The organism is Kitasatospora viridis (assembly GCF_007829815.1).
GTDB classification, from domain to species: Bacteria; Actinomycetota; Actinomycetes; order Streptomycetales; family Streptomycetaceae; genus Kitasatospora; species Kitasatospora viridis.
In genome coordinates, this window is sequence record NZ_VIWT01000001.1 from 4,856,696 (window position 1) to 4,874,528 (window position 17,833).

At 72.1% G+C, this 17,833-nt stretch carries 14 protein-coding genes and 1 tRNA gene; 5 read left to right on the forward strand and 10 right to left on the reverse strand.

The genetic code is table 11. The features are described from left to right. The first annotated feature begins 277 nt into the window (after positions 1–277). Complete coding sequence (pyk, locus tag FHX73_RS21915) at positions 278–1,705, forward strand: pyruvate kinase (RefSeq protein ID WP_145906631.1); 1,428 nt, start codon at positions 278–280, stop codon at positions 1,703–1,705. Positions 1,706–1,730: 25 nt separating this feature from the next. On the opposite strand, the gene FHX73_RS21920 is transcribed toward pyk, so the two are convergent. After that, positions 1,731–2,750 (reverse strand): glycosyltransferase family 2 protein, encoded by a 1,020-nt coding sequence (locus FHX73_RS21920; RefSeq protein WP_145906632.1) that lies wholly within the window; start codon positions 2,748–2,750, stop codon positions 1,731–1,733. A gap of 225 nt (positions 2,751–2,975) precedes the next feature. Here FHX73_RS21920 and FHX73_RS21925 point away from each other — a divergent pair, with 225 nt between their 5' ends. After that, positions 2,976–3,323: a type II toxin-antitoxin system RelE/ParE family toxin gene (locus FHX73_RS21925; RefSeq protein ID WP_145906633.1), complete on the forward strand. Its 348-nt coding sequence runs from the start codon at positions 2,976–2,978 to the stop codon at positions 3,321–3,323. Positions 3,324–3,328: 5 nt separating this feature from the next. After that, the gene (locus FHX73_RS21930) at positions 3,329–3,628 is read left to right on the forward strand and encodes a helix-turn-helix domain-containing protein (protein ID WP_145906634.1); all 300 of its coding nucleotides are present in this window, start codon (positions 3,329–3,331) and stop codon (positions 3,626–3,628) included. Between the two features lies 1 nt (position 3,629). On the opposite strand, the gene FHX73_RS21935 is transcribed toward FHX73_RS21930, so the two are convergent. Continuing rightward, positions 3,630–3,712 (reverse strand) — tRNA-Leu (locus FHX73_RS21935). A gap of 93 nt (positions 3,713–3,805) precedes the next feature. Between FHX73_RS21935 and FHX73_RS21940 the strand changes: the two genes are divergently transcribed. Continuing rightward, positions 3,806–4,456, forward strand: a complete 651-nt coding sequence (locus tag FHX73_RS21940) for an ANTAR domain-containing response regulator (protein WP_145906635.1) — start codon at positions 3,806–3,808, stop codon at positions 4,454–4,456. An 84-nt stretch (positions 4,457–4,540) separates the two neighbouring features. Here the strand turns inward: FHX73_RS21940 and FHX73_RS21945 are convergent, their stop codons facing one another. The 6 genes from FHX73_RS21945 to FHX73_RS21970 all read right to left on the reverse strand — a co-directional run bounded on the left by FHX73_RS21945 (position 4,541) and on the right by FHX73_RS21970 (position 11,157). Then, a complete protein-coding gene (locus FHX73_RS21945) occupies positions 4,541–5,257 on the reverse strand; it encodes an ABC transporter ATP-binding protein (protein WP_145906636.1) in 717 nt (238 codons plus the stop codon). After that, on the reverse strand, positions 5,254–6,099 hold the full coding sequence (locus FHX73_RS21950; RefSeq protein WP_145906637.1) for an ABC transporter ATP-binding protein: 846 nt from the start codon (positions 6,097–6,099) through the stop codon (positions 5,254–5,256). The genes FHX73_RS21945 and FHX73_RS21950 overlap by 4 nt, the downstream gene beginning before the upstream one ends. A 3-nt stretch (positions 6,100–6,102) precedes the next feature. Then, entirely contained in the window at positions 6,103–7,842 is a 1,740-nt protein-coding gene (locus tag FHX73_RS21955) for a branched-chain amino acid ABC transporter permease (RefSeq protein ID WP_145906638.1), read from the reverse strand. A gap of 16 nt (positions 7,843–7,858) precedes the next feature. Beyond that, positions 7,859–8,788, reverse strand: a complete 930-nt coding sequence (locus tag FHX73_RS21960) for a branched-chain amino acid ABC transporter permease (RefSeq protein ID WP_145908438.1) — start codon at positions 8,786–8,788, stop codon at positions 7,859–7,861. A 122-nt stretch (positions 8,789–8,910) separates the two neighbouring features. Further along, complete coding sequence (locus FHX73_RS21965; RefSeq protein WP_246213641.1) at positions 8,911–10,134, reverse strand: branched-chain amino acid ABC transporter substrate-binding protein; 1,224 nt, start codon at positions 10,132–10,134, stop codon at positions 8,911–8,913. A 543-nt stretch (positions 10,135–10,677) separates the two neighbouring features. Beyond that, on the reverse strand, positions 10,678–11,157 hold the full coding sequence (locus tag FHX73_RS21970; protein ID WP_145906640.1) for a PaaI family thioesterase: 480 nt from the start codon (positions 11,155–11,157) through the stop codon (positions 10,678–10,680). 236 nt (positions 11,158–11,393) lie between these two features. On the opposite strand from FHX73_RS21970, the gene polA reads away from it, so the two are divergent. Then, a complete protein-coding gene (gene polA / locus FHX73_RS21975) occupies positions 11,394–14,078 on the forward strand; it encodes a DNA polymerase I (RefSeq protein ID WP_145908439.1) in 2,685 nt (894 codons plus the stop codon). 55 nt (positions 14,079–14,133) lie between these two features. On the opposite strand, the gene hrpB is transcribed toward polA, so the two are convergent. Together hrpB and FHX73_RS21985 are read right to left on the reverse strand one after the other, a co-directional pair. Continuing rightward, on the reverse strand, positions 14,134–16,653 hold the full coding sequence (gene hrpB / locus FHX73_RS21980; protein WP_246213642.1) for an ATP-dependent helicase HrpB: 2,520 nt from the start codon (positions 16,651–16,653) through the stop codon (positions 14,134–14,136). Positions 16,654–16,698: 45 nt separating this feature from the next. Next, positions 16,699–17,529, reverse strand: coding sequence for a class I SAM-dependent methyltransferase (locus FHX73_RS21985; protein WP_145906641.1), 831 nt, complete (start codon positions 17,527–17,529; stop codon positions 16,699–16,701). Positions 17,530–17,833 lie beyond the last annotated feature (304 nt).

Genomic DNA, 17,833 nt, shown 5'->3' on the forward strand with positions numbered 1-17,833 from the left:
TCCCCCTGAGGTGCGCGGAGTCTGAATGTCAGATCATCGCCAGTGGTGCGGAGCGCCGTGCGGCCTGACGCTGAATCAGGGGTTAACAAGCGTTCTCGGATCGGTATCGGTGCGTGGGGATACGGTGCGGGCGCGGACCGGGTTCCAAGGTCAACTTCGGTGACCCGCACCGGAAGTCATGGTGCGTCAGAGAATTCAACGAACCTTCCCCAGGTCGACATGTGACCGACCGTCGGACCGTCGTTGTTACGCGCGGGTAGTGCTTACCCTCTCAGTCATGCGCCGAGCAAAAATCGTCTGTACCCTCGGGCCCGCCGCCGACACGTACGACCAGATCAAGGCCCTGGTCGACGCCGGCATGGACATCGCCCGACTCAACCTCAGCCACGGCTCCCACGCCGAACACGAAGAGCGGTACCGCCGGGTCCGCAAGGCCGCCGACGAGACCGGCCGCAGCGTCGGAATCCTGGTGGACCTTCAAGGTCCGAAGATCCGCCTGGAGACCTTCGCCGAAGGGCCGGTACTCCTCGAACGCGGCGACGAGTTCACCATCACCGTCGACGACGTCCCCGGCGACCGCCTGATCTGCGGCACCACCTACAAGGGCCTCGCCGCCGACGTCACCCGCGGCGAGCGGATCCTGGTCGACGACGGCCGGGTCTGCCTGGAGGTCACCAGCGTCGACGGCCCCCGGGTGCACTGCCTCGTCATCGAAGGGGGCCTGGTCTCCGACCACAAGGGCCTCAACCTGCCCGGAGTCGCCGTCTCCGTGCCCGCGCTCAGCGACAAGGACGTCGCCGACCTGCGCTGGGCCCTGCGGACCGGCGCCGACCTGATCGCCCTCTCCTTCGTCCGCAGCGGCAAGGACATCGAGGACGTGCACCGGATCATGGCCGAGGAGGGCCGCCACCTCCCGGTGATCGCCAAGGTGGAGAAGCCGCAGGCCGTCGAGGCCCTGGACTCCATCGTCGACGCCTTCGACGGCATCATGGTCGCCCGCGGCGACCTCGGCGTCGAGATGCCGCTGGAGCAGGTCCCGCTGGTCCAGAAGCGCGCCATCAAGCTGGCCAGGCGCAACGCCAAGCCGGTCATCGTCGCCACCCAGATGCTCGACTCGATGATCAACTCCTCCCGGCCCACCCGGGCCGAGGCCTCCGACGTCGCCAACGCCGTGCTCGACGGCACCGACGCGGTGATGCTCTCCGGCGAGACCTCGGTCGGCAAGTACCCCGTCGAGACCGTCAAGACCATGGGCCGGATCATCGAGGCGGTCGAGGGCGAGGTGCTCGCCGCCGGCCTCCCGCCGCTCACCACCGGCTCCAAGCCGCGCACCCAGGGCGGCGCGGTCGCCCGGGCCGCCGCCGAGATCGGCGACTTCCTCGGGGCCAAGTACCTGATCGCCTTCACCCAGTCCGGGGACACCGCGCGCCGGCTCACCCGCTACCGCTCGCCGATCCCGGTGCTGGCCTTCACCTACGAGCAGGCGGTGCGCAGCCAACTGGCGCTCACCTGGGGCGTGGAGACCTTCCTCGGCCCGTTCGTCCCCACCACCGACGAGATGGTGGCCCAGGTCGACGCCCAACTGCTCAGCCTCGGCCGGTGCGAGCGCGGCGACATCGTGATCATCACCGCCGGGTCGCCGCCCGGCCTGGCCGGCTCCACCAACCTGGTGCGGGTGCACCACGTCGGCGAGCTCGACAACTGAGCCGCTGAACCGTCGCGGGCCGGGGTCAGTTGCCCCGGCCCGCCACCGCGGTGCGGGCGATCTGGGTCAGCTTCGCCACCTCGAAGGCACTGTACGAACCACCCGCCAGCAGCGAGAACTTGACGCCCTCCCGGCCCCCCGGACGAGCGAACCCGGCCGGCTGCAACCGGCGGTAGTGCTCCGCCGCGCGGTGGAAGAACTGCGGACGCTCCGACCGGGCCACGCAGCCCGCCAGGTCCAGCACGAACAGGTAGTGCCGCACCATCCGGCCGAACAGGACCGGGCGCACCGCCTCGGCCGCGGGCAGCGAGAGGTTCTCCAACAGCTCGAAGCTGCGCTCGTACTGGTCGAACAGGTCGAAGACGGTGCTGCCGGGCGACCCGGTGGGGTGCACCGTCTGACGGCGCCTCAGCTGCACCAGCTCGCGCGGCAGCACCGCCGCCCGGCGGGCCCGCAGCAGCGCCTCGTGGACGACCGACACCTCCTCGTACTGGCCGTCCGGGAAACCCAGCCGCTCGCCGATCCACAGCTCACGGCTGATCAGCCGGTCCCAGGCCTGGGCCGGCGCGCCGAACAGCTCCGGGTGCTCGGCCGGGGCGAAGTCCCCCTCGCCGAGCTCCCCGTCCAGCCGGTCCAGCACCGCCTGCGCCGCCCCCGGCCAGACCCGCCCGCGGTGCAGCCGGGTGTGCCCGAACAGCAGCAGGTCCGCCTCCGGCACCTCGCGCGCCCGGTCGGCCAGCATCAGGAAGGCGCCCGGCGAGACCAGGTGGTCGGCGTCCAGGAAGAGCAGGAACCGCCCGGACGCCCGCGCCGCCCCCGCGTTCCGGGCCCGCCCCACGCCGACGGAGGCGTTCAACCGGAGCACCGACACCCGGTCGTCCGCCGCCACCTCCGGCAACTCCTGCGGACACTGCGGCGACCGGTCGGCCACCACGATCAGCTCGAAGCCGCCGAAGGACTGGTCCAGCACCGATTCCAGGCACTGCGATAGCTGTCCGTGCAGGTCATAGGCGGGCACGACGACGGAGAGGAGCGGCTGTGGCATGACGCCAGAACGTAGGTGCCGGGTCCACCGGTGGCAACTCTTCCGGGGGAACAATCCGGACGTAGCTTGACGAATGGGCCGAGGTGCACACCAGATCCTCACGAGGAGGGCGGGGGCGGCATGGCGAACGCCTGTTCGTCGACGGTGATCTCGTCCGAGTGAACCTCGGCATTCCGCGCCCGGCCGTGACCATCGGGCGTCTGGCGCCTTTATACCATCTGTGTTATGACTTGGGGAGAAGTGGAGCTGGAGCCGGAAGTCCGGGACTGGATCCTCGGCCTGTCGCAGGATGATCGGGGTGCGGTCGCGTTCTACGTCGACCTGCTCGCGGACCGGGGTGTGCTCCTGGGCGAGCCCCATACACGACAGCTGGACGGCAAGCTCAGGGAGCTGCGGTTCTACCTCGGCGACCGGGCGATGCGGGTGAGTTACTGGATCGCTTCAGGGCGGCGCATCGTTCTGCTGACGGTGTTCCGGAAGACTCGGATGCGGGAGAGCAGCGAGGTGGCACGAGCACGTCGGGCCATGGAGCGCTGCATCGCGGAGCGGCACACGTTGGACGAGGAGGAGTGATCGGAATGGCCGAGCGGACGTCGTGGGCCGAGCTGCGCGGAGAGGTCCTGGGCGAGGCCGGGGTCGGTGCCGGCTACCAGGCGGCGAAGCTGCGCTTCGAGCTGGGGGAGGCGGTGCGGCGCCGACGCGAACAGCTAGGGCTGACGCAGACTCAGCTGGCCGGGCGGGCGGGGATGCAACAGCCGGCGGTCGCGCGCTTCGAAGCCGGCGGTACGATGCCCACGATCCTGCTGCTGGAACGGTTGGCGCTCGCGCTGGACATGCGGCTCAGCGTGGAGATGGAACCGCTGGAGAAGACGGGCTGAGTGCCGGGTGCGGGATTCGAACCCGCAAGCCCTCTCGGGCAGATGTGTTTGAGACATCCGTGTATGCCATTCCACCAACCCGGCGGGGTAGGTCTGTGGACAGCATAGCGGGTGGGTGCCCTCTGACCGGGCTAGGTACCCTCATGCATGCAGCCCCCGCCCGGAACGAGGAGTCACGTGAGCACCGCCGACGAGCAGAGCCAGGCGCTGGAGTCCGATGCGCCGCAGATCACCCGGATCGTCATCGCCGAGGACGAGACGCTGATCCGGCTGGATCTGAAGGAGATGCTGGAGGAGGAGGGCTACACCGTGGTCGGCGAGGCCGGCGACGGGGAGACCGCGGTGCGACTGGTCGAGGAGCTGAAGCCCGACCTGGCGATCCTGGACGTGAAGATGCCGGTGCTGGACGGGCTGTCGGCGGCCGAGCGGATCCACGAGGCGCACCTGGCGCCGGTGTTGATGCTGACCGCGTTCTCGCAGCGGGAGTTGGTGGACCGGGCGCGGGACGCGGGGGCGATGGCGTACATCGTGAAGCCGTTCTCGAAGAGCGACCTGGTGCCGGCGATCGAGATGGCGGTGTCCCGGTACACCGAGATGCGGGCGCTGGAGGGGGAGATCGCGGATCTGACCCAGCGGTTGGAGACCCGCAAGCTGGTGGACCGGGCAAAGAGCGTGCTGCAGACCAAGTTCGGGCTGAACGAGCCGGCCGCCTTCCGGTGGATCCAGAAGACCTCGATGGACCGCCGGATGACGATGGCCGCGGTGGCCGAGGCGGTCATCGAGGAGGGCGAGGCGCAGGACCGGAAGAAGGCCGAGGAGCAGGCGTGATCCCGGCTTGAGTGGCTCCTGCTGAGTGGGAGTCAGGTGCGGGCCGGTCCAGGCGGCCCGCACCTGACGTGCGGGGTGGGCGGTTCAGTCCTCGCCCAGGTAGGACTTGCGCACCGACTCGTCGTTCAGCAGTTCCCGGCCGGTGCCGCTGAGCACGATCCGGCCGGTCTGCATGACGTAGCCCTGGTCGGAGAGCGAGAGCGCGGCCTGCGCGTTCTGCTCGACCAGCAGGATCGTGGTGCCGCCGGAGCGGAGTTCCACGATGGTGGCCATGATCTTCTGCATCATCAGCGGTGACAAGCCCATGGACGGCTCGTCCAGCATCAGCAGCTTGGGCCGGGACATCAGCGCGCGGCCCATCGCGAGCATCTGCTGCTCGCCGCCGGACAGGGTGCCGGCGGCCTGCTTGCGGCGTTCGCCGAGGATCGGGAAGAGGGTGTAGGCCCGCTCCACGTCCTCGGTGATGCCGGGGTCCTTGCGCAGGAAGGCGCCGAGCAGCAGGTTCTCCTCGATGGTCATCCGGGGGAAGATGTGCCGGCCCTCGGGGGAGTGGGCCAGGCCGAGCGCGACGATCCGGTGCGCGGGGACGCTGCCCAGGGCGTGGCCGTCGAAGGTGATCCGGCCGGTGGTGGGGCGCAGCAGGCCGGAGAGGGTGCGCAGGGTGGTGGTCTTGCCGGCGCCGTTGGTGCCGATGAGGGTGGTGACCGTGCCTTCCGCGACGGTGAAGCTGATGCCCTTGACGGCCTCGATCTTGCCGTAGGCGACGCGGAGGTCCTCGACCTCCAGGAGTGGGGTGGTCATGCGGAGGGCTCCGTGTCGTTCGTGGGCGTGCTGTCCGTGGGTTGTTCGAGCGGTTCGCCGAGGTAGGCGGTGATCACCCGCTCGTCGTTCTGCACGGTCTCCTTGTCGCCCTCGACGATCTTCTGACCCTGCACCAGCACGGCGGTGCGGTCGCAGAGGTTGAAGATGAACCGCATGTCGTGCTCGATGACCAGGATCGCGATGCCGCGGTCGCGGATGGCGAAGACGAGGTCCTCGGCGGCCCGGGTCTCCTGCGGGTTCATGCCGGCGGTGGGTTCGTCGAGCAGCAGCAGGCCGGGTTCGCTGGCGAGCGCGCGGGCGATCTCCAGTTTGCGCTGCTCGCCGTAGGGCAGGTTGCGGGCGAGTTGCCCGGCCTTGTCGGCGAGGCCGGTGAACTCCAGCAGCGCCATCGCCTTCTCCCGGCTGTCGGCCTCGGCCCGGCGGTAGCCGGGGCCGCGGAGCAGTGCGGAGAGCAGGCCCTGCTTGGTCCGGCTGTGCCGGCCGACGAGCACGTTCTCCAGCACGGTCATGTTGGCGAACAGCCGGATGTTCTGGAAGGTGCGGGCGATGCCGGCCTGGGTGACCAGGTGGGGCTTGGGCGGCAGCACCTGGTCGCGGAATCTGACGGTGCCTTCGGTGGGCACGTAGAGGCCGGTGAGGCAGTTGAAGAAGGTGGTCTTGCCGGCGCCGTTGGGGCCGATCAGGCCGATGATCTCGCCCTCGTCGACGGTGAGGTCGACGTTGCTGACGGCGGTGAGCCCGCCGAAGCGCATGGTGACGCCGCGGGCGTCGAGCAGGGTGCCGGCGGGGTGCGTGCCGGCGGTGGTCGTGGTGGTGGTCATGGGTCAGGCCCCTGCCTTGCTGAGGCTGCTGGTGTCGGGGGAGCCGCCCTGGGCGGGCAGGTCGGCCTGGTGGAACTCGGCCTGCCGGCGCCGGTTGGCGATCAGGCCCTCGGGGCGGAAGCGCATCAGCAGGATCAGCGCGACGCCGAAGGCGAGCAGCTGGTACTTGTCCATGAAGACGAGCTTGTCGGGGATCAGGTAGAGCAGGGCGGCGCCGAGCAGCGGTCCGCTGACCGTGCCCATGCCGCCGAGCACCACGGCGGCGAGCAGGAAGGCCGAGTTGGGCGGGGCGGAGCCGGCGAAGACGTACGGGTCGGGGACCACGTTGTAGGTGACGTGGGCGCTGACCGTGCCGGCCAGTCCGGCCAGCGTGGCGCCGAGGGCGAAGGCGGTGAGCTTGGCCCGGTAGCCGTTGATGCCCATGGCCTCGGCGGCGGTCTCGTCCTCGCGGATGGCGATCCAGGCGCGGCCGATCCGGGAGTTGCCGGCCCGGCTGAAGACGGCGATCACGATCAGGATGACCACGAGCATCAGGTAGAAGTAGTTGGCGAACCGTCCGATGGTGATCGAGCCGAGTTGCCAGCTGTTGCCGAGGTCGAGGCCGAAGAGGTTGATGTCGGGGATCTGCGGGATGCCGTTCGGGCCGTTGGTGATCTTCGGGCCTGACGTGCCGTCGAGGTTCTTCGCGGCGATGTGGAAGATCTCGCCGAAGCCGATGGTGACGATGGCCAGGTAGTCGCCGCGCAGCCGCAGGGTGGGCGCGCCGATCAGGATGCCGAACACCATGGAGGCGCCGGCGCCGACCAGTGCGGCGGCCCAGAACGGGATCTGGTGGTGGAACGGCGAGAACGGCGAGCCGGAGACCAGCGCGGCGGTGTAGGCGCCGACGCCGAGGAAGGCGACGTAGCCGAGGTCGAGCAGGCCGGTGAGGCCGACCACGATGTTCAGGCCGAGCGCCACGGTGGCGAAGATCAGGATGTTGACGCCGACGTTGGCGTTGTGGTCGTTGGTCTGGGTGAGCGGGAAGAGCGCGGCGGCGACGAAGCCGGCGGCCGTGCCGAACGCCCGGTTGCGGGCGGCGATCCGGGAGACCCGTTCGAACAGCCCGGACTTCACCCAGGTGCCGGCGGCGCAGCCGGTGGTGATCAGGAAGCCGACGAAGAGCTCGCCGTACTCGGTGTCGATGGCGTAGGTGAAGACGGCCAGCCCGAGCGCGGTCAGGCCGGTGACCAGCAGGCGCTCCTGCCACGGGTTGAGCGGGCCGGTCTCGGCGGCGGGGTGCCGGTCGCCGGGCAGGGCGAGCGAGCCGAACAGCGCGGGCAGCACGGCGAGGCCGGCGACCACGCCGCCGGTGGTCAGGTTGACCAGGCCGTTCAGCTCGACGGTGATCGCGATCAGGGTGAACCAGGTGGTGGCGAGGGCGGTCAGGGCGAGCCCGCGCAGCGGTCCGGTGTGGCCGGTGGGGGCCAGTGCCCGCAGGCCCGGCACCTGGTAGGCGGCGAGTGCCTGGAGGAGCAGCAGCAGGCCGGCGGCGACGGTGAGCCACTGCAGGCCGCCGGGGTAGCCGGAGACGGTGAGGTCGCCGGGGAACCGGTCGGTCCAGGTCCAGGAGAGCCAGGCGGAGGCGATGGTGAGCACGGCGCCGCCGGCGACCAGGGCGCGGGCGACCGGGGCCGGGACGAGGCCTTCGAGGCGGGTGAGGGTGCGGGCGGCGGTGGCCCGCAGCTCGGCGGTGGTGGTCATCGGTGTTCCTCCGTCCTCAGGCCCGGTCCGCTACGCGTTCGCCGAGCAGGCCTTGTGGCCGCAGCAGCAGCACCAGGATCAGCAGCACGAAGGCCCAGACGTCGGCCCAACTGCCGCCGCCGAGCTGGTGCATGCCGGGGACGTCGGCGATGTAGGCGGTGGCGAGGGTCTCGGCGAGGCCGAGCACCAGGCCGCCGAGCATGGCGCCGTAGATGTTGCCGATGCCGCCGAGGACGGCGGCGGTGAACGCCTTGAGGCCGGCCTCGAAGCCCATGTCGTACTGCACCTGGCCGTAGCGCAGGCCGTAGCAGACGGCGGCGACGGCGGCGAACACCGCGCCGATGGCGAAGGCGGTGGCGATGATCCGGTTGGTGTCGATGCCCATCAGCTGGGCGGTGTCCGGGTCCTGGGCGGTGGCCTGCATGGCGCGGCCGGTGCGGGACTTCTGGACGAAGAAGGCCAGCAGGACCATGCAGATCGGCGCGGCCAGCACGGTGAACAGGTCACCGGACTGCACGTGCACCGAGCCGATGTTCCAGGGGCCGGCCTTGAGTTGGGGGAAGACCCGGGCGCTGGTGGCGTTGGGGTAGAGGTTGTGCACGGCCTGCTGGAGCGCCAGCGAGAGGCCGATGGCGGCGATCAGCGGGGCGAGCCGGGGCGCGTTGCGCAGCGGCCGGTAGGCGAACCGTTCGGCGCCGAGCGCGATCAGCACCGAGGTGATCACGCCGCCGATCAGCATCAGCGGCAGGGCCAGCCAGAGGCTGGTGCCGTGCGGCAGGACCAGCCAGACGGTGAGGGCGCCGAAGCCTCCGGTCATGAAGATCTCGCCGTGGGCGAAGTTGATGAGCTGCACGATGCCGTAGACCATCGTGTAGCCGATGGCGATGAGCCCGTAGGTGGACCCAAGGAAAAGGCCGTTGGCGAGTTGTTGCGGCAGGGTGTGCACCGCGTCCTCCATGTCGCTGTGCTGGCGTCTCGGTCGTGGTGGGACGCGGGGCCGCACGCGTGGGACGGGCCCCGGCGGTCGGCCGGGAGGTCCCCTGGGTGCGGCCCCGGGACGGGCGTCGGTCAGCCGGTGTAGGAGCCGGTCTTGACCGACACCCACTTGCCGGACTTGACCTGGTAGACCGTCAACTGCTTGTCGGTGGTGTCGCCGTACTGGTCGAAGGAGACGTGGCCGGCGATGCCGTCGAAGTCGGCGTTCTGCACGCCGGTCACCACCTGGGCGCGGGTCGGCAGGGTCTTGCCGCCGGAGCCCATCGACTTGCCGATCGACTTGATGATGGCCAGGGCCGCGTCGTACGAGTAGCCGCCGTAGGTGCCGTAGTCACCGGGGTACTTGGCGGCCTTGTACTTGGCGACGAAGTCCTGGGCGCTGGGCAGGGTGTCGACCGGGATGCCGACGGAGGTGGCCAGGTCGCCCTCGGCCTCGGTGCCGGCGGTGGTGATGTAGGTCGCGGAGTAGATGCCGTCGCCGCCCATCAGCGGGATGTTGGCGCCGGCGTCCTTGAGCTGCTTGGTGATCAGCTGGGCCTCGTCGTACTGGCCGCCGTAGTAGAGCATGTCGGCGCCGGAGTTCTTGATCTTCGTGACCAGGGTGGAGAAGTCCTTGTCCCCGGTGTTCACGTGGTCGGTGCCGGCGATCGAGCCGCCGTCCTTGGTGAAGGAGCTCTGGAAGATCGAGGCCAGGCCGGCGCCGTAGTCCTGCTTGTCGTCGACCACGAAGGCCTTGCGCTTGCCGGCCGTGTCGTAGGCGTACTGGGCGGCGAAGGCGCCCTGCAGCGCGTCGGTGGTGGCGGTGCGGAAGTAGGTCTTGAACGGGCGCACCTTGTTGCCGCTGGCCCAGTTGGGGCCCTGGGTGAGCGCCGGGTTGGTGTTGGAGGGCGAGATCTCGACCAGGTCGGCGGTCTGGAAGACCTGCTGCATCGACTGCGCCACACCGGAGTTGAGCGGGCCGATCACGCCGAGCACGCTGGAGTCGCCGACCAGGGCGGTGGCGTTCTGCTGGCCGATGCCGGGCTGGGCCTGGTCGTCCAGGGCCTTCACCTTGAACTTCACGCCGGGCACGGTGTTGTTCTTGTTGGCGTCGTCCACGGCGATCTGCACGCCGTACTGGATGCCCAGGCCGGTGGCGGAGTTCTGGCCGGAGAGCGGGGCGTCCACGCCGATGGTGACGGTGAGGTCGCCGCTGGAGGAGCTGCCGCCGCTGCTGCCGCCGCGAGACCCGCACGCGGTGACGGTGAGGGCCCCGGTCAGGGCGACGCTGAGGACGAGCAGTGAACGATGGCGCACGAGGGTCCCCTTCATGGACTGGCGGTGACTGGCCGTGACTCTAGAGCGCCGGAACCGATGGGGGCAGGGGTGTGCTCCTGCTGTGATTCTTCTGTTATGAGCGCCGCATGCCAATCTTCCGAATACTGGACAGTTGGCCTCGACAGTGCCCGATCGGGCAGTCCGATTGCGCTTGAAGATCGCTCAAGTCACCAAAAAACAGAGGTAGTAGACGATCCGTCCGATCAACGGACGGCAATGTCCGGGCCGATCGAATCGGGCGATCTTGTCCGTAATGCGGACATGCGGGAGTGCGGGAGGGGCTTTCGCGGGCCTTGTGGGCAAGCTGCGCGCGCCCCGGGCAGATTGCCGAGACATTACGCAGCGTTACAGCTGAGGAAACTGGTTCCGGTTCTCGCCGCGCTGCCCCGAAAAGCACGGCGCCCCCTCGTCGGCCAGACCTGCCCAACGGGGGCGGCGGCCAAACGGAGGGGGCGCGATGGGCGCAAGGGTGCGTGAGGGGCGCGCTGGTGCACGGCGGGCCCGGCCGGGCCCGCCGCGGTGCTACAGGTCGCGCAGCGCGCAGGTCAGCCGGCAGCTGGTGATCCGGCGGCCGGTGTCGTCGGTGACCGCGATCTCGTAGGTGGCGGCGGTGCGCCCCTTGTAGACGGCGGTCGCCACCCCCGTCACCAGCCCCGAGGTGGCCGAGCGGTGGTGGGTGACGTTCAGGTCCACGCCGACCGCGTACCGGCCCGGACCGGCGTGCAGCATCGCCCCTATCGAGCCGAGCGTCTCGGCCAGCGCCGCCGAGGCGCCGCCGTGCAGCAGCCCGTACGGCTGCTGGTTGCCCTCCACCGGCATCGTCCCGACCACCCGGTCCGCCGAGGCCTCCGCGATCCGGATGCCCATCTTGTCGCCCAGGGCGCCGCCGGAGAAGGTGCTGGGCTCCACGCCGAGCTTGGCGAAGTGCTCCACCACGTCCTGCGGAAGGTCCAGCACCACGGGGCCGCCGTCCGCGGCGGGCTGCTCGGGCTGCTCGGTCATCGGGGTTCACTCCTGCCGGTCGAGGGAGGCCGCGGCGCACGGCCTTTCGTGATCGTACGGGCGAGTAGGTGCGCGGGGCCCGCTGGGTGCTGTCGTGGCTGGTCGGTGATGTCGGTACCGCCGCCTAGGATCGGGGACGGCAGTCGGAATCGGCAGGAACGGACGTGGACGTGGCTACGCAGAGTGCGGCAAAGGGCGCGGGCAGTACGGGTGCGTCGGGGGCCCGCCCCCGGCTGATGCTGCTCGACGGGCATTCCCTCGCCTATCGGGCCTTCTACGCGCTGCCGGTGGAGAACTTCAACACCTCGACCGGTCAGCCCACCAACGCGGTCTACGGCTTCGCCTCGATGGTCGCCAACACCGTGCGGGACGAGGCGCCGACCCACCTCGCGGTCGCCTTCGACGTCTCCCGCAAGACCTTCCGCTCCGCCGAGTTCCCCGACTACAAGGCCAACCGGGCCACCACCCCGGACGAGTTCCGCAGCCAGATCGGCCTGATCGGCGAGCTGCTGGACGCGATGAGCGTGCCCCGGATGGCGATCGAGGGCTTCGAGGCCGACGACGTCATCGCCACCCTGGCCACCGCCGCCGAGGCGGCCGGCTTCGACGTGCTGATCGTCACCGGCGACCGCGACTCGCTGCAGCTGGTCACCGACCACGTCACCGTGCTCTACCCGACCAAGGGCGTCTCCGAGCTGACCCGCTACACCCCCGAGAAGGTCGCCGAGAAGTACGGGGTGACGCCCCGTCAGTACCCCGACCTGGCCGCGCTGCGCGGCGACCCGTCGGACAACCTGCCCGGCATCCCCGGCGTCGGCGAGAAGACCGCCGCCAAGTGGGTCAACCAGTTCGGCTCCTTCGAGGAGTTGGTCGGCCGGGCCGACGAGGTCAAGGGCAAGATCGGCGAGAAGCTCCGGGAGCACCTGGACTCGGTCAAGCGCAACCGGGTGCTCACCGAGCTGGTCCGGGACGTCGAACTGCCGCTCGGCGTCGAGGACCTGGGCCGCACCCCGTTCGACCGCGAGGCGGTCGGCACGCTGATGGAGACGCTGGAGTTCCGCAACCCCAACTTCCGCGAGCGGATCTACAACCTGGACCCGGGCGCCGCCGCCGAGGCCGCCGAGGTGGCCGCCGCCCCCGGCATCGAGGTGGCCGGCGAACTGCTCACCGAGCCCGGCGCGTTGGCCGGCTGGCTGGACGAGCACACGGCGGGCGGCGACCGCGTGGCGCTCGCCTCGGTCTACGACTGGGCGCTGGGCAGCGGCGAGGTGCGCGAGGTCGCGCTCGCCACCGCCGAGACCGCCGCCTGGTTCGACCCGGCCCAGCTCGCCGAGGCCGACGAGCAGGCCTTCGCCGGCTGGCTCGCCGACCCGAAGCGCCCCAAGGCGCTGCACATCGCCAAGCAGGTGATGCGCGCCTTCGCCGAGCGCGGCTGGACGGTCAACGGCGTCGCCCAGGACACCGCGCTCGCCGCCTACCTGGAGAAGCCCGGCCGGCGCACCTTCACCCTGGAGGTGCTCGCCGAGGAGTACCTGGGCCGCTCGCTCACCCCGGCCGCCGCCGCGGAGAGCGGCCAGCTCGCCTTCGACGCGCCCGAGGAGGACCCGACCGCCGGCGCCCAGGCGCTGATGGTCGAGGCCCGCACCGTGCTCGACCTGGCCGAGCTCTTCGACACCCGGCTCGCCGAGGTCGGCGCCGTCGAGCTGATGCACGACATGGAGCTGCCGATCGCCGCGCTGCTGGCCCGGATGGAGCGCACCGGCATCGCCGCCGACCGCGACTGGCTGGACTCGCTGGAGAAGCAGTTCGCCACCGAGATCCAGCGGGTCGTCGAGGAGGCGCACGCCGCCGCCGGCCACCCCTTCAACCTCGGCTCGCCCAAGCAGCTCCAGGAGATCCTCTTCGGCGAGCTGAACCTGCCGAAGACCAAGAAGATCAAGACCGGCTACACCACCGACGCCGACGCGCTCACCTGGCTGGCCACCCAGACCGACAACGAGCTGCCGGTCATCCTGCTGCGCCACCGCGACCAGGCCAAGCTGCGCACCACCGTCGAGGGCCTGCTCAAGACGGTCTCGCCGCAGGGCCGGATCCACACCACCTTCAACCAGATGGTCGCCGCCACCGGTCGGCTCTCCTCGCAGGACCCGAACCTGCAGAACATCCCCGTCCGCACCGAGGAGGGCCGGCTGATCCGCCGCGCCTTCGTGGTCGGCGCGGGCTACGAGTCGCTGCTCACCGCCGACTACTCGCAGATCGAACTGCGGATCATGGCCCACCTCTCCGAGGACGAGGCGCTGATCGAGGCCTTCGCCAGCGGCGAGGACCTGCACACCACCGTCGCCTCCTCGGTCTTCCAGGTCGCCGCCGCCGAGGTCGACGCCGAGATGCGCCGCAAGATCAAGGCGATGTCCTACGGCCTGGCCTACGGCCTCTCCGCCTACGGCCTCTCGCAGCAGCTCGGCATCAAGCCGAACGAGGCGCAGGGCCTGATGGACACCTACTTCGAGCGGTTCGGCGGCGTGCGCGACTACCTGCACCGGGTGGTCGAGGAGGCCCGCGCCACGGGGTACACCGAGACCCTGCTCGGCCGCCGCCGCTACCTGCCCGACCTGACCAGCGACAACCGCCAGCGCCGCGAGATGGCCGAGCGGATGGCGCTCAACGCCCCGGTGCAGGGCTCGGCGGCCGACATCGTCAAGATCGCCATGCTCCGGGTGGACGAGGCCCTCACCGCGGCCGGCCTGACCTCCCGGATGCTGCTCCAGGTGCACGACGAAATCGTCCTCGAACTCGCCCCCGGCGAGCGCGAGCAGGTCGAGTCCCTGGTCCGCGACCAGATGGCCGGCGCCTACGCGCTGCGCGCCCCGCTGGACGTCTCGGTGGGCGTCGGCGCGAACTGGGAGGCGGCGGCGCACTGACGGTGCCGTGACGACGGGCCGGGCTCCGGGTGGAGCCCGGCCCGTCGGCGTGTCCTCACCTGCGCGGGTTGGTCCGCTTCGTCGGCTCCGCCGTGGTCGGGTCCTCCGGCCAGGGGTGGCGGGGGTAGCGGCCGCGCAGGTCGGCGCGGACGGCGCGGTAGCCGGTGGCCCAGAAGGAGGCGAGGTCGCCGGTGACGGCGGCCGGGCGGCCGGCGGGGGAGAGCAGGTGGACGGTGAGCGGTACCCGGCCGCCGGCCAGCCGGGGGGTGTCGGTCCAGCCGAAGAGCTCCTGCAGCTTGACCGCGAGGACGGGGTGGTCGGCCGTGTAGTCCACCCGGATCCGGGAGCCGCTCGGCACCGTGATCCGCTCCGGCGCCAGTTCGTCCAGCCGGCCCGCCTCGCCGGTGGCCCAGGGCAGCAGCCGGCCGAGGGCGGCCGTGGTGTCGATCCGCTGCAGGTCGGCCCGGCGGCGGGCCCGGGAGAGCTCCGGCTCCAGCCAGCGGTCGGCCGCCGCGAGCAGCGCCGGGTCGCTGACGTCCGGCCAGGGCTCGCCCAACTCGCGGTGCAGGAAGGCCAGCCGGAGCCGCAGGGCGCGCCCGGCCTCGGTCCACCGGAGCAGGGCACAGACGCCCTCGGCGGCCAGGCCGTCCAGCAGCGCGGCCCGCACCAGCGCCGGGTCGGGGTGGGCCAGGGCGGCCACCTCCAGTTCGACGGCGCCCAGCGCGGTGACCCGGCGGGCCGTCAGCTCCCCGCGCCCCCAGTGCACCTCCTCACGGTCCGTCAGCAGGTGGGCGGCGGCGGTCCGGGCGGTCTGCTCGTCCAGCACGGCCGCGCGCCGGATCCGCGCGGTGGGCGCGCCGGCCGGCCGGTCCGCGACCGCGACGGCCAGCCAGGGCGCGCCACCGAGCGCCGAGCCGGCCGCCGTCTCGCCGGCCGTGCCGGAGGCCATCAGGTACCCGGCCGGCGCGCCGGGCTCGGGGCGCGGCGCGCGGGCCCGGGCCACCCGCTCGGGGTGGGCGAGGGCCACCACCAGGCCGGCGGCGGCCGCGTCGTCGAGCGAGGTGGCGGGGTGCTCGGAGAGCTGTCCCAGCAGCCGCCGGGTCTCGTCCCGCCAGCGGGCGCGGTACGCCGGTTCGCCACCACCGCGCACGGTGCGCCAGATCGCCGCCAGGTCGTCCCCGGCCGTCCTGGGTGGCTCCTCGGAGAGCAGCGCCACCAGCTCCGCCGCCCGGCGCGCGCCGACCAGCGGTGCGCCGTCGTGCAGGGCGCGGGCCAGCCGCGGGTGCAGGCCGGTGCGCGCCAGCAGGCGACCGCGCTCGGTGGCGCGCCCGGTCGCGTCCACCGCGCCGAGCGCCGCCAGGGTCTGCCGGGCGGCCGCCAGCGCACCGGCCGGCGGCGGGTCGAGCAGCGCCAGGCCGCTCGCGTCCGGCGAGCCCCAGCAGGCGGCCTGGAGCGCGAACGGCGCCAGGTCGGCGAGCGCGATCTCCGGGGCGGGGAAGGCCGGCGCCAGCGCGTCCGCCGCCTCCGGCCAGCAGCGGTAGACCACCCCGGGCGCCTCCCGCCCGGCCCGGCCGGCCCGCTGCCGCCCGGCCGCCAGCGAGGCCCGCACGGTGACCAGGGCGCTGAGCCCGCGCGCGTGGTCGGTGCGCGGCTCCCGGGCCAGCCCGGCGTCCACCACGATCCGCACCCCGGGCACGGTCAGCGAGGACTCGGCGACCGAGGTGGACAGGATCACCCGGCGCCGGGTGCCGGCGCCCAGCGCCGCGTCCTGCACCGCCGCCGGCGCCTGCCCGTGCAACTGGAGCAGCTCGGCCGGTGCCCCCTCCAGCAGCCGGGCGACCCGCGCGATCTCGCCGACCCCGGGCAGGAAGCAGAGCAGGTCGCCGTCGGCCTCCCCGAGCGCCCGCCGCACGGTCGCCGCGACGTGCTCCAGCAGCGCCGCGTCCACCCGGGTGCCCTGCGGCGGCCGGACCGCGCGCGGTGGCGGCGCCCAGACCACCTCGACCGGGTGCGCGCTCGCCTCGGCCGTCACCACCGGTGCGCCGCCGAGCAGTTCGGCCCAGGCGGCGGTGTCCGAGGTGGCCGAGGCGACCAGCAGCCGCAGCTCGGGCCGCAGCGCCGCCCGCACGTCCAGCAGGAAGGCGAGCGCGGTGTCGGCGTCCAGGTGCCGCTCGTGGCACTCGTCCAGCAGCACCGCGTCGACCCCGGGCAGCTCCGGGTCGCGCTGCAGCCGCTGCAGCAGCACGCCGGTGGTGACCACCTCCACCACCGTGCCCGGGCCCACCAGGCGCTCGCCGCGCACCGTGTAGCCGACCAGGTCCCCCACCTTCGAGCCCAGCAGCCAGGCCATCCGGCGGGCCGCCGCCCGCACCGCGAGCCGGCGCGGCTCGGCCACCAGCACCCGGCGCGGCTCGCCGCCCTCCGCCAGCAGTCCGGCCAGCGCGAGCGGCACCAGGGTGGTCTTGCCGGTGCCGGGCGGCGCGGCGAGCACGGCCGTGCCGGCCCGGTCGAGGGCCTCGGCGAGCGCGGGCAGCGCGGAGCGGATCGGCAGGTCGAGCGGGATGCGGGTGGTCACCTGGTCACAGTATTCAGATTCGGCGGGGCTCAGGCCGGGCGGGGCTCAGCCCCGGCGGGCCACGAAGATCGCCGTCCCCGGCAGGTGCCGGCCGCGCAGCGGGCTCCACGGACCCCAGGCCTCGGTCAGCCGGTTCGGCCACTCCGGCTCCACCAGGTCGAGCAGGGTGAAGCCGGCCGCCACCAGCTCGCGCACCCGGTCGCCCACGGTGCGGTGGTGCTCGACGTAGGTCGCCCGGCCGTTCGCGTCCTGCTCCACGTACGGGGTGCGGTCGAAGTAGGAGGAGGTGGCGGTCAGGCCCTCCGGCCCGGGCTCGTCCGGGAAGGCCCAGCGGATCGGGTGGGTCACCGAGAAGACCCAGCGCCCGCCCGGCTTCAGCACCCGGTGCACCTCGCGCATCAGCCGGGCGGTGTCGGCGCTGAACGGCACCGCGCCGTAGGCCGAGCAGGCCAGGTCGAAGGCGCCGTCGGCGAACGGCAGCTGCTCGCCGTCGGCCTGCACCACCGGGACCGGGGCGGTGCCGCGCTGCTCGTCGATCCGCCGGGAGTGCTGGAGCTGGCGCAGCGAGATGTCCAGCGCCACCGGGAGGGCGCCCCGGGCGGCCAGCCAGCGCGAGCACTGCGCGGCGCCCGCGCCTATCTCCAGCACCCGCCGCCCGGCCAGCTCCGCGGTCGGGCCGAGCAACTGGGCCGCGGCCTCGTCCAGGCCCTCCGGGCACCAGGTGAACCGGTCGTCGCCGAGGAACTCGCCGTGCTCCTCCTGGTACTCGTCGGCGTTGCGGTCCCACCACTGCCGGCTGGCCCGGCTGCTCTCCTCGGCCGCAGCGGGCCGGCGCAGCGCGAGCTCGTCGTCGTCGGGGGTGGTGTCCAGAGTCATGGCCGGCCTCGCGTAGGCTAGGGGTTGCGGAAAGCGCCGCTGCGTGGAACCTCACGCGGTGGCATCCGGGGATTCAGGTCCCGGCAGCTGCCGCCCCGCGCCGAGTCCTGGCGGTCCCGGTGCGTGCGCAGTTGGAGGATATGGCCTGATCCGTACCTGCCTGTGCCGGTCTCACTGTCTTCGACGTTGACCGTGCCCGGGTGTCCCCGTATGCTACAAGTTGCGCTGCGGGCCTGCGCGCCTCGGACGGAGCAGGTCGCGCTCGCATCTGTCGAAGACCCCACGGGCTTTTCGGTGGGAGCGA

Coding starts and splice junctions, on each gene's coding strand:
- pyk (WP_145906631.1), top strand. CDS start 278: ATGCGCCGAGCAAAAATCGTCTGTACCCTCGGGCCCGCCGCCGACACG.
- FHX73_RS21920 (WP_145906632.1), bottom strand. CDS start 2,750: ATGCCACAGCCGCTCCTCTCCGTCGTCGTGCCCGCCTATGACCTGCAC.
- FHX73_RS21925 (WP_145906633.1), top strand. CDS start 2,976: ATGACTTGGGGAGAAGTGGAGCTGGAGCCGGAAGTCCGGGACTGGATC.
- FHX73_RS21930 (WP_145906634.1), top strand. CDS start 3,329: ATGGCCGAGCGGACGTCGTGGGCCGAGCTGCGCGGAGAGGTCCTGGGC.
- FHX73_RS21945 (WP_145906636.1), bottom strand. CDS start 5,257: ATGACCACCCCACTCCTGGAGGTCGAGGACCTCCGCGTCGCCTACGGC.
- FHX73_RS21950 (WP_145906637.1), bottom strand. CDS start 6,099: ATGACCACCACCACGACCACCGCCGGCACGCACCCCGCCGGCACCCTG.
- FHX73_RS21955 (WP_145906638.1), bottom strand. CDS start 7,842: ATGACCACCACCGCCGAGCTGCGGGCCACCGCCGCCCGCACCCTCACC.
- FHX73_RS21970 (WP_145906640.1), bottom strand. CDS start 11,157: ATGACCGAGCAGCCCGAGCAGCCCGCCGCGGACGGCGGCCCCGTGGTG.
- polA (WP_145908439.1), top strand. CDS start 11,394: ATGCTGCTCGACGGGCATTCCCTCGCCTATCGGGCCTTCTACGCGCTG.
- FHX73_RS21985 (WP_145906641.1), bottom strand. CDS start 17,529: ATGACTCTGGACACCACCCCCGACGACGACGAGCTCGCGCTGCGCCGG.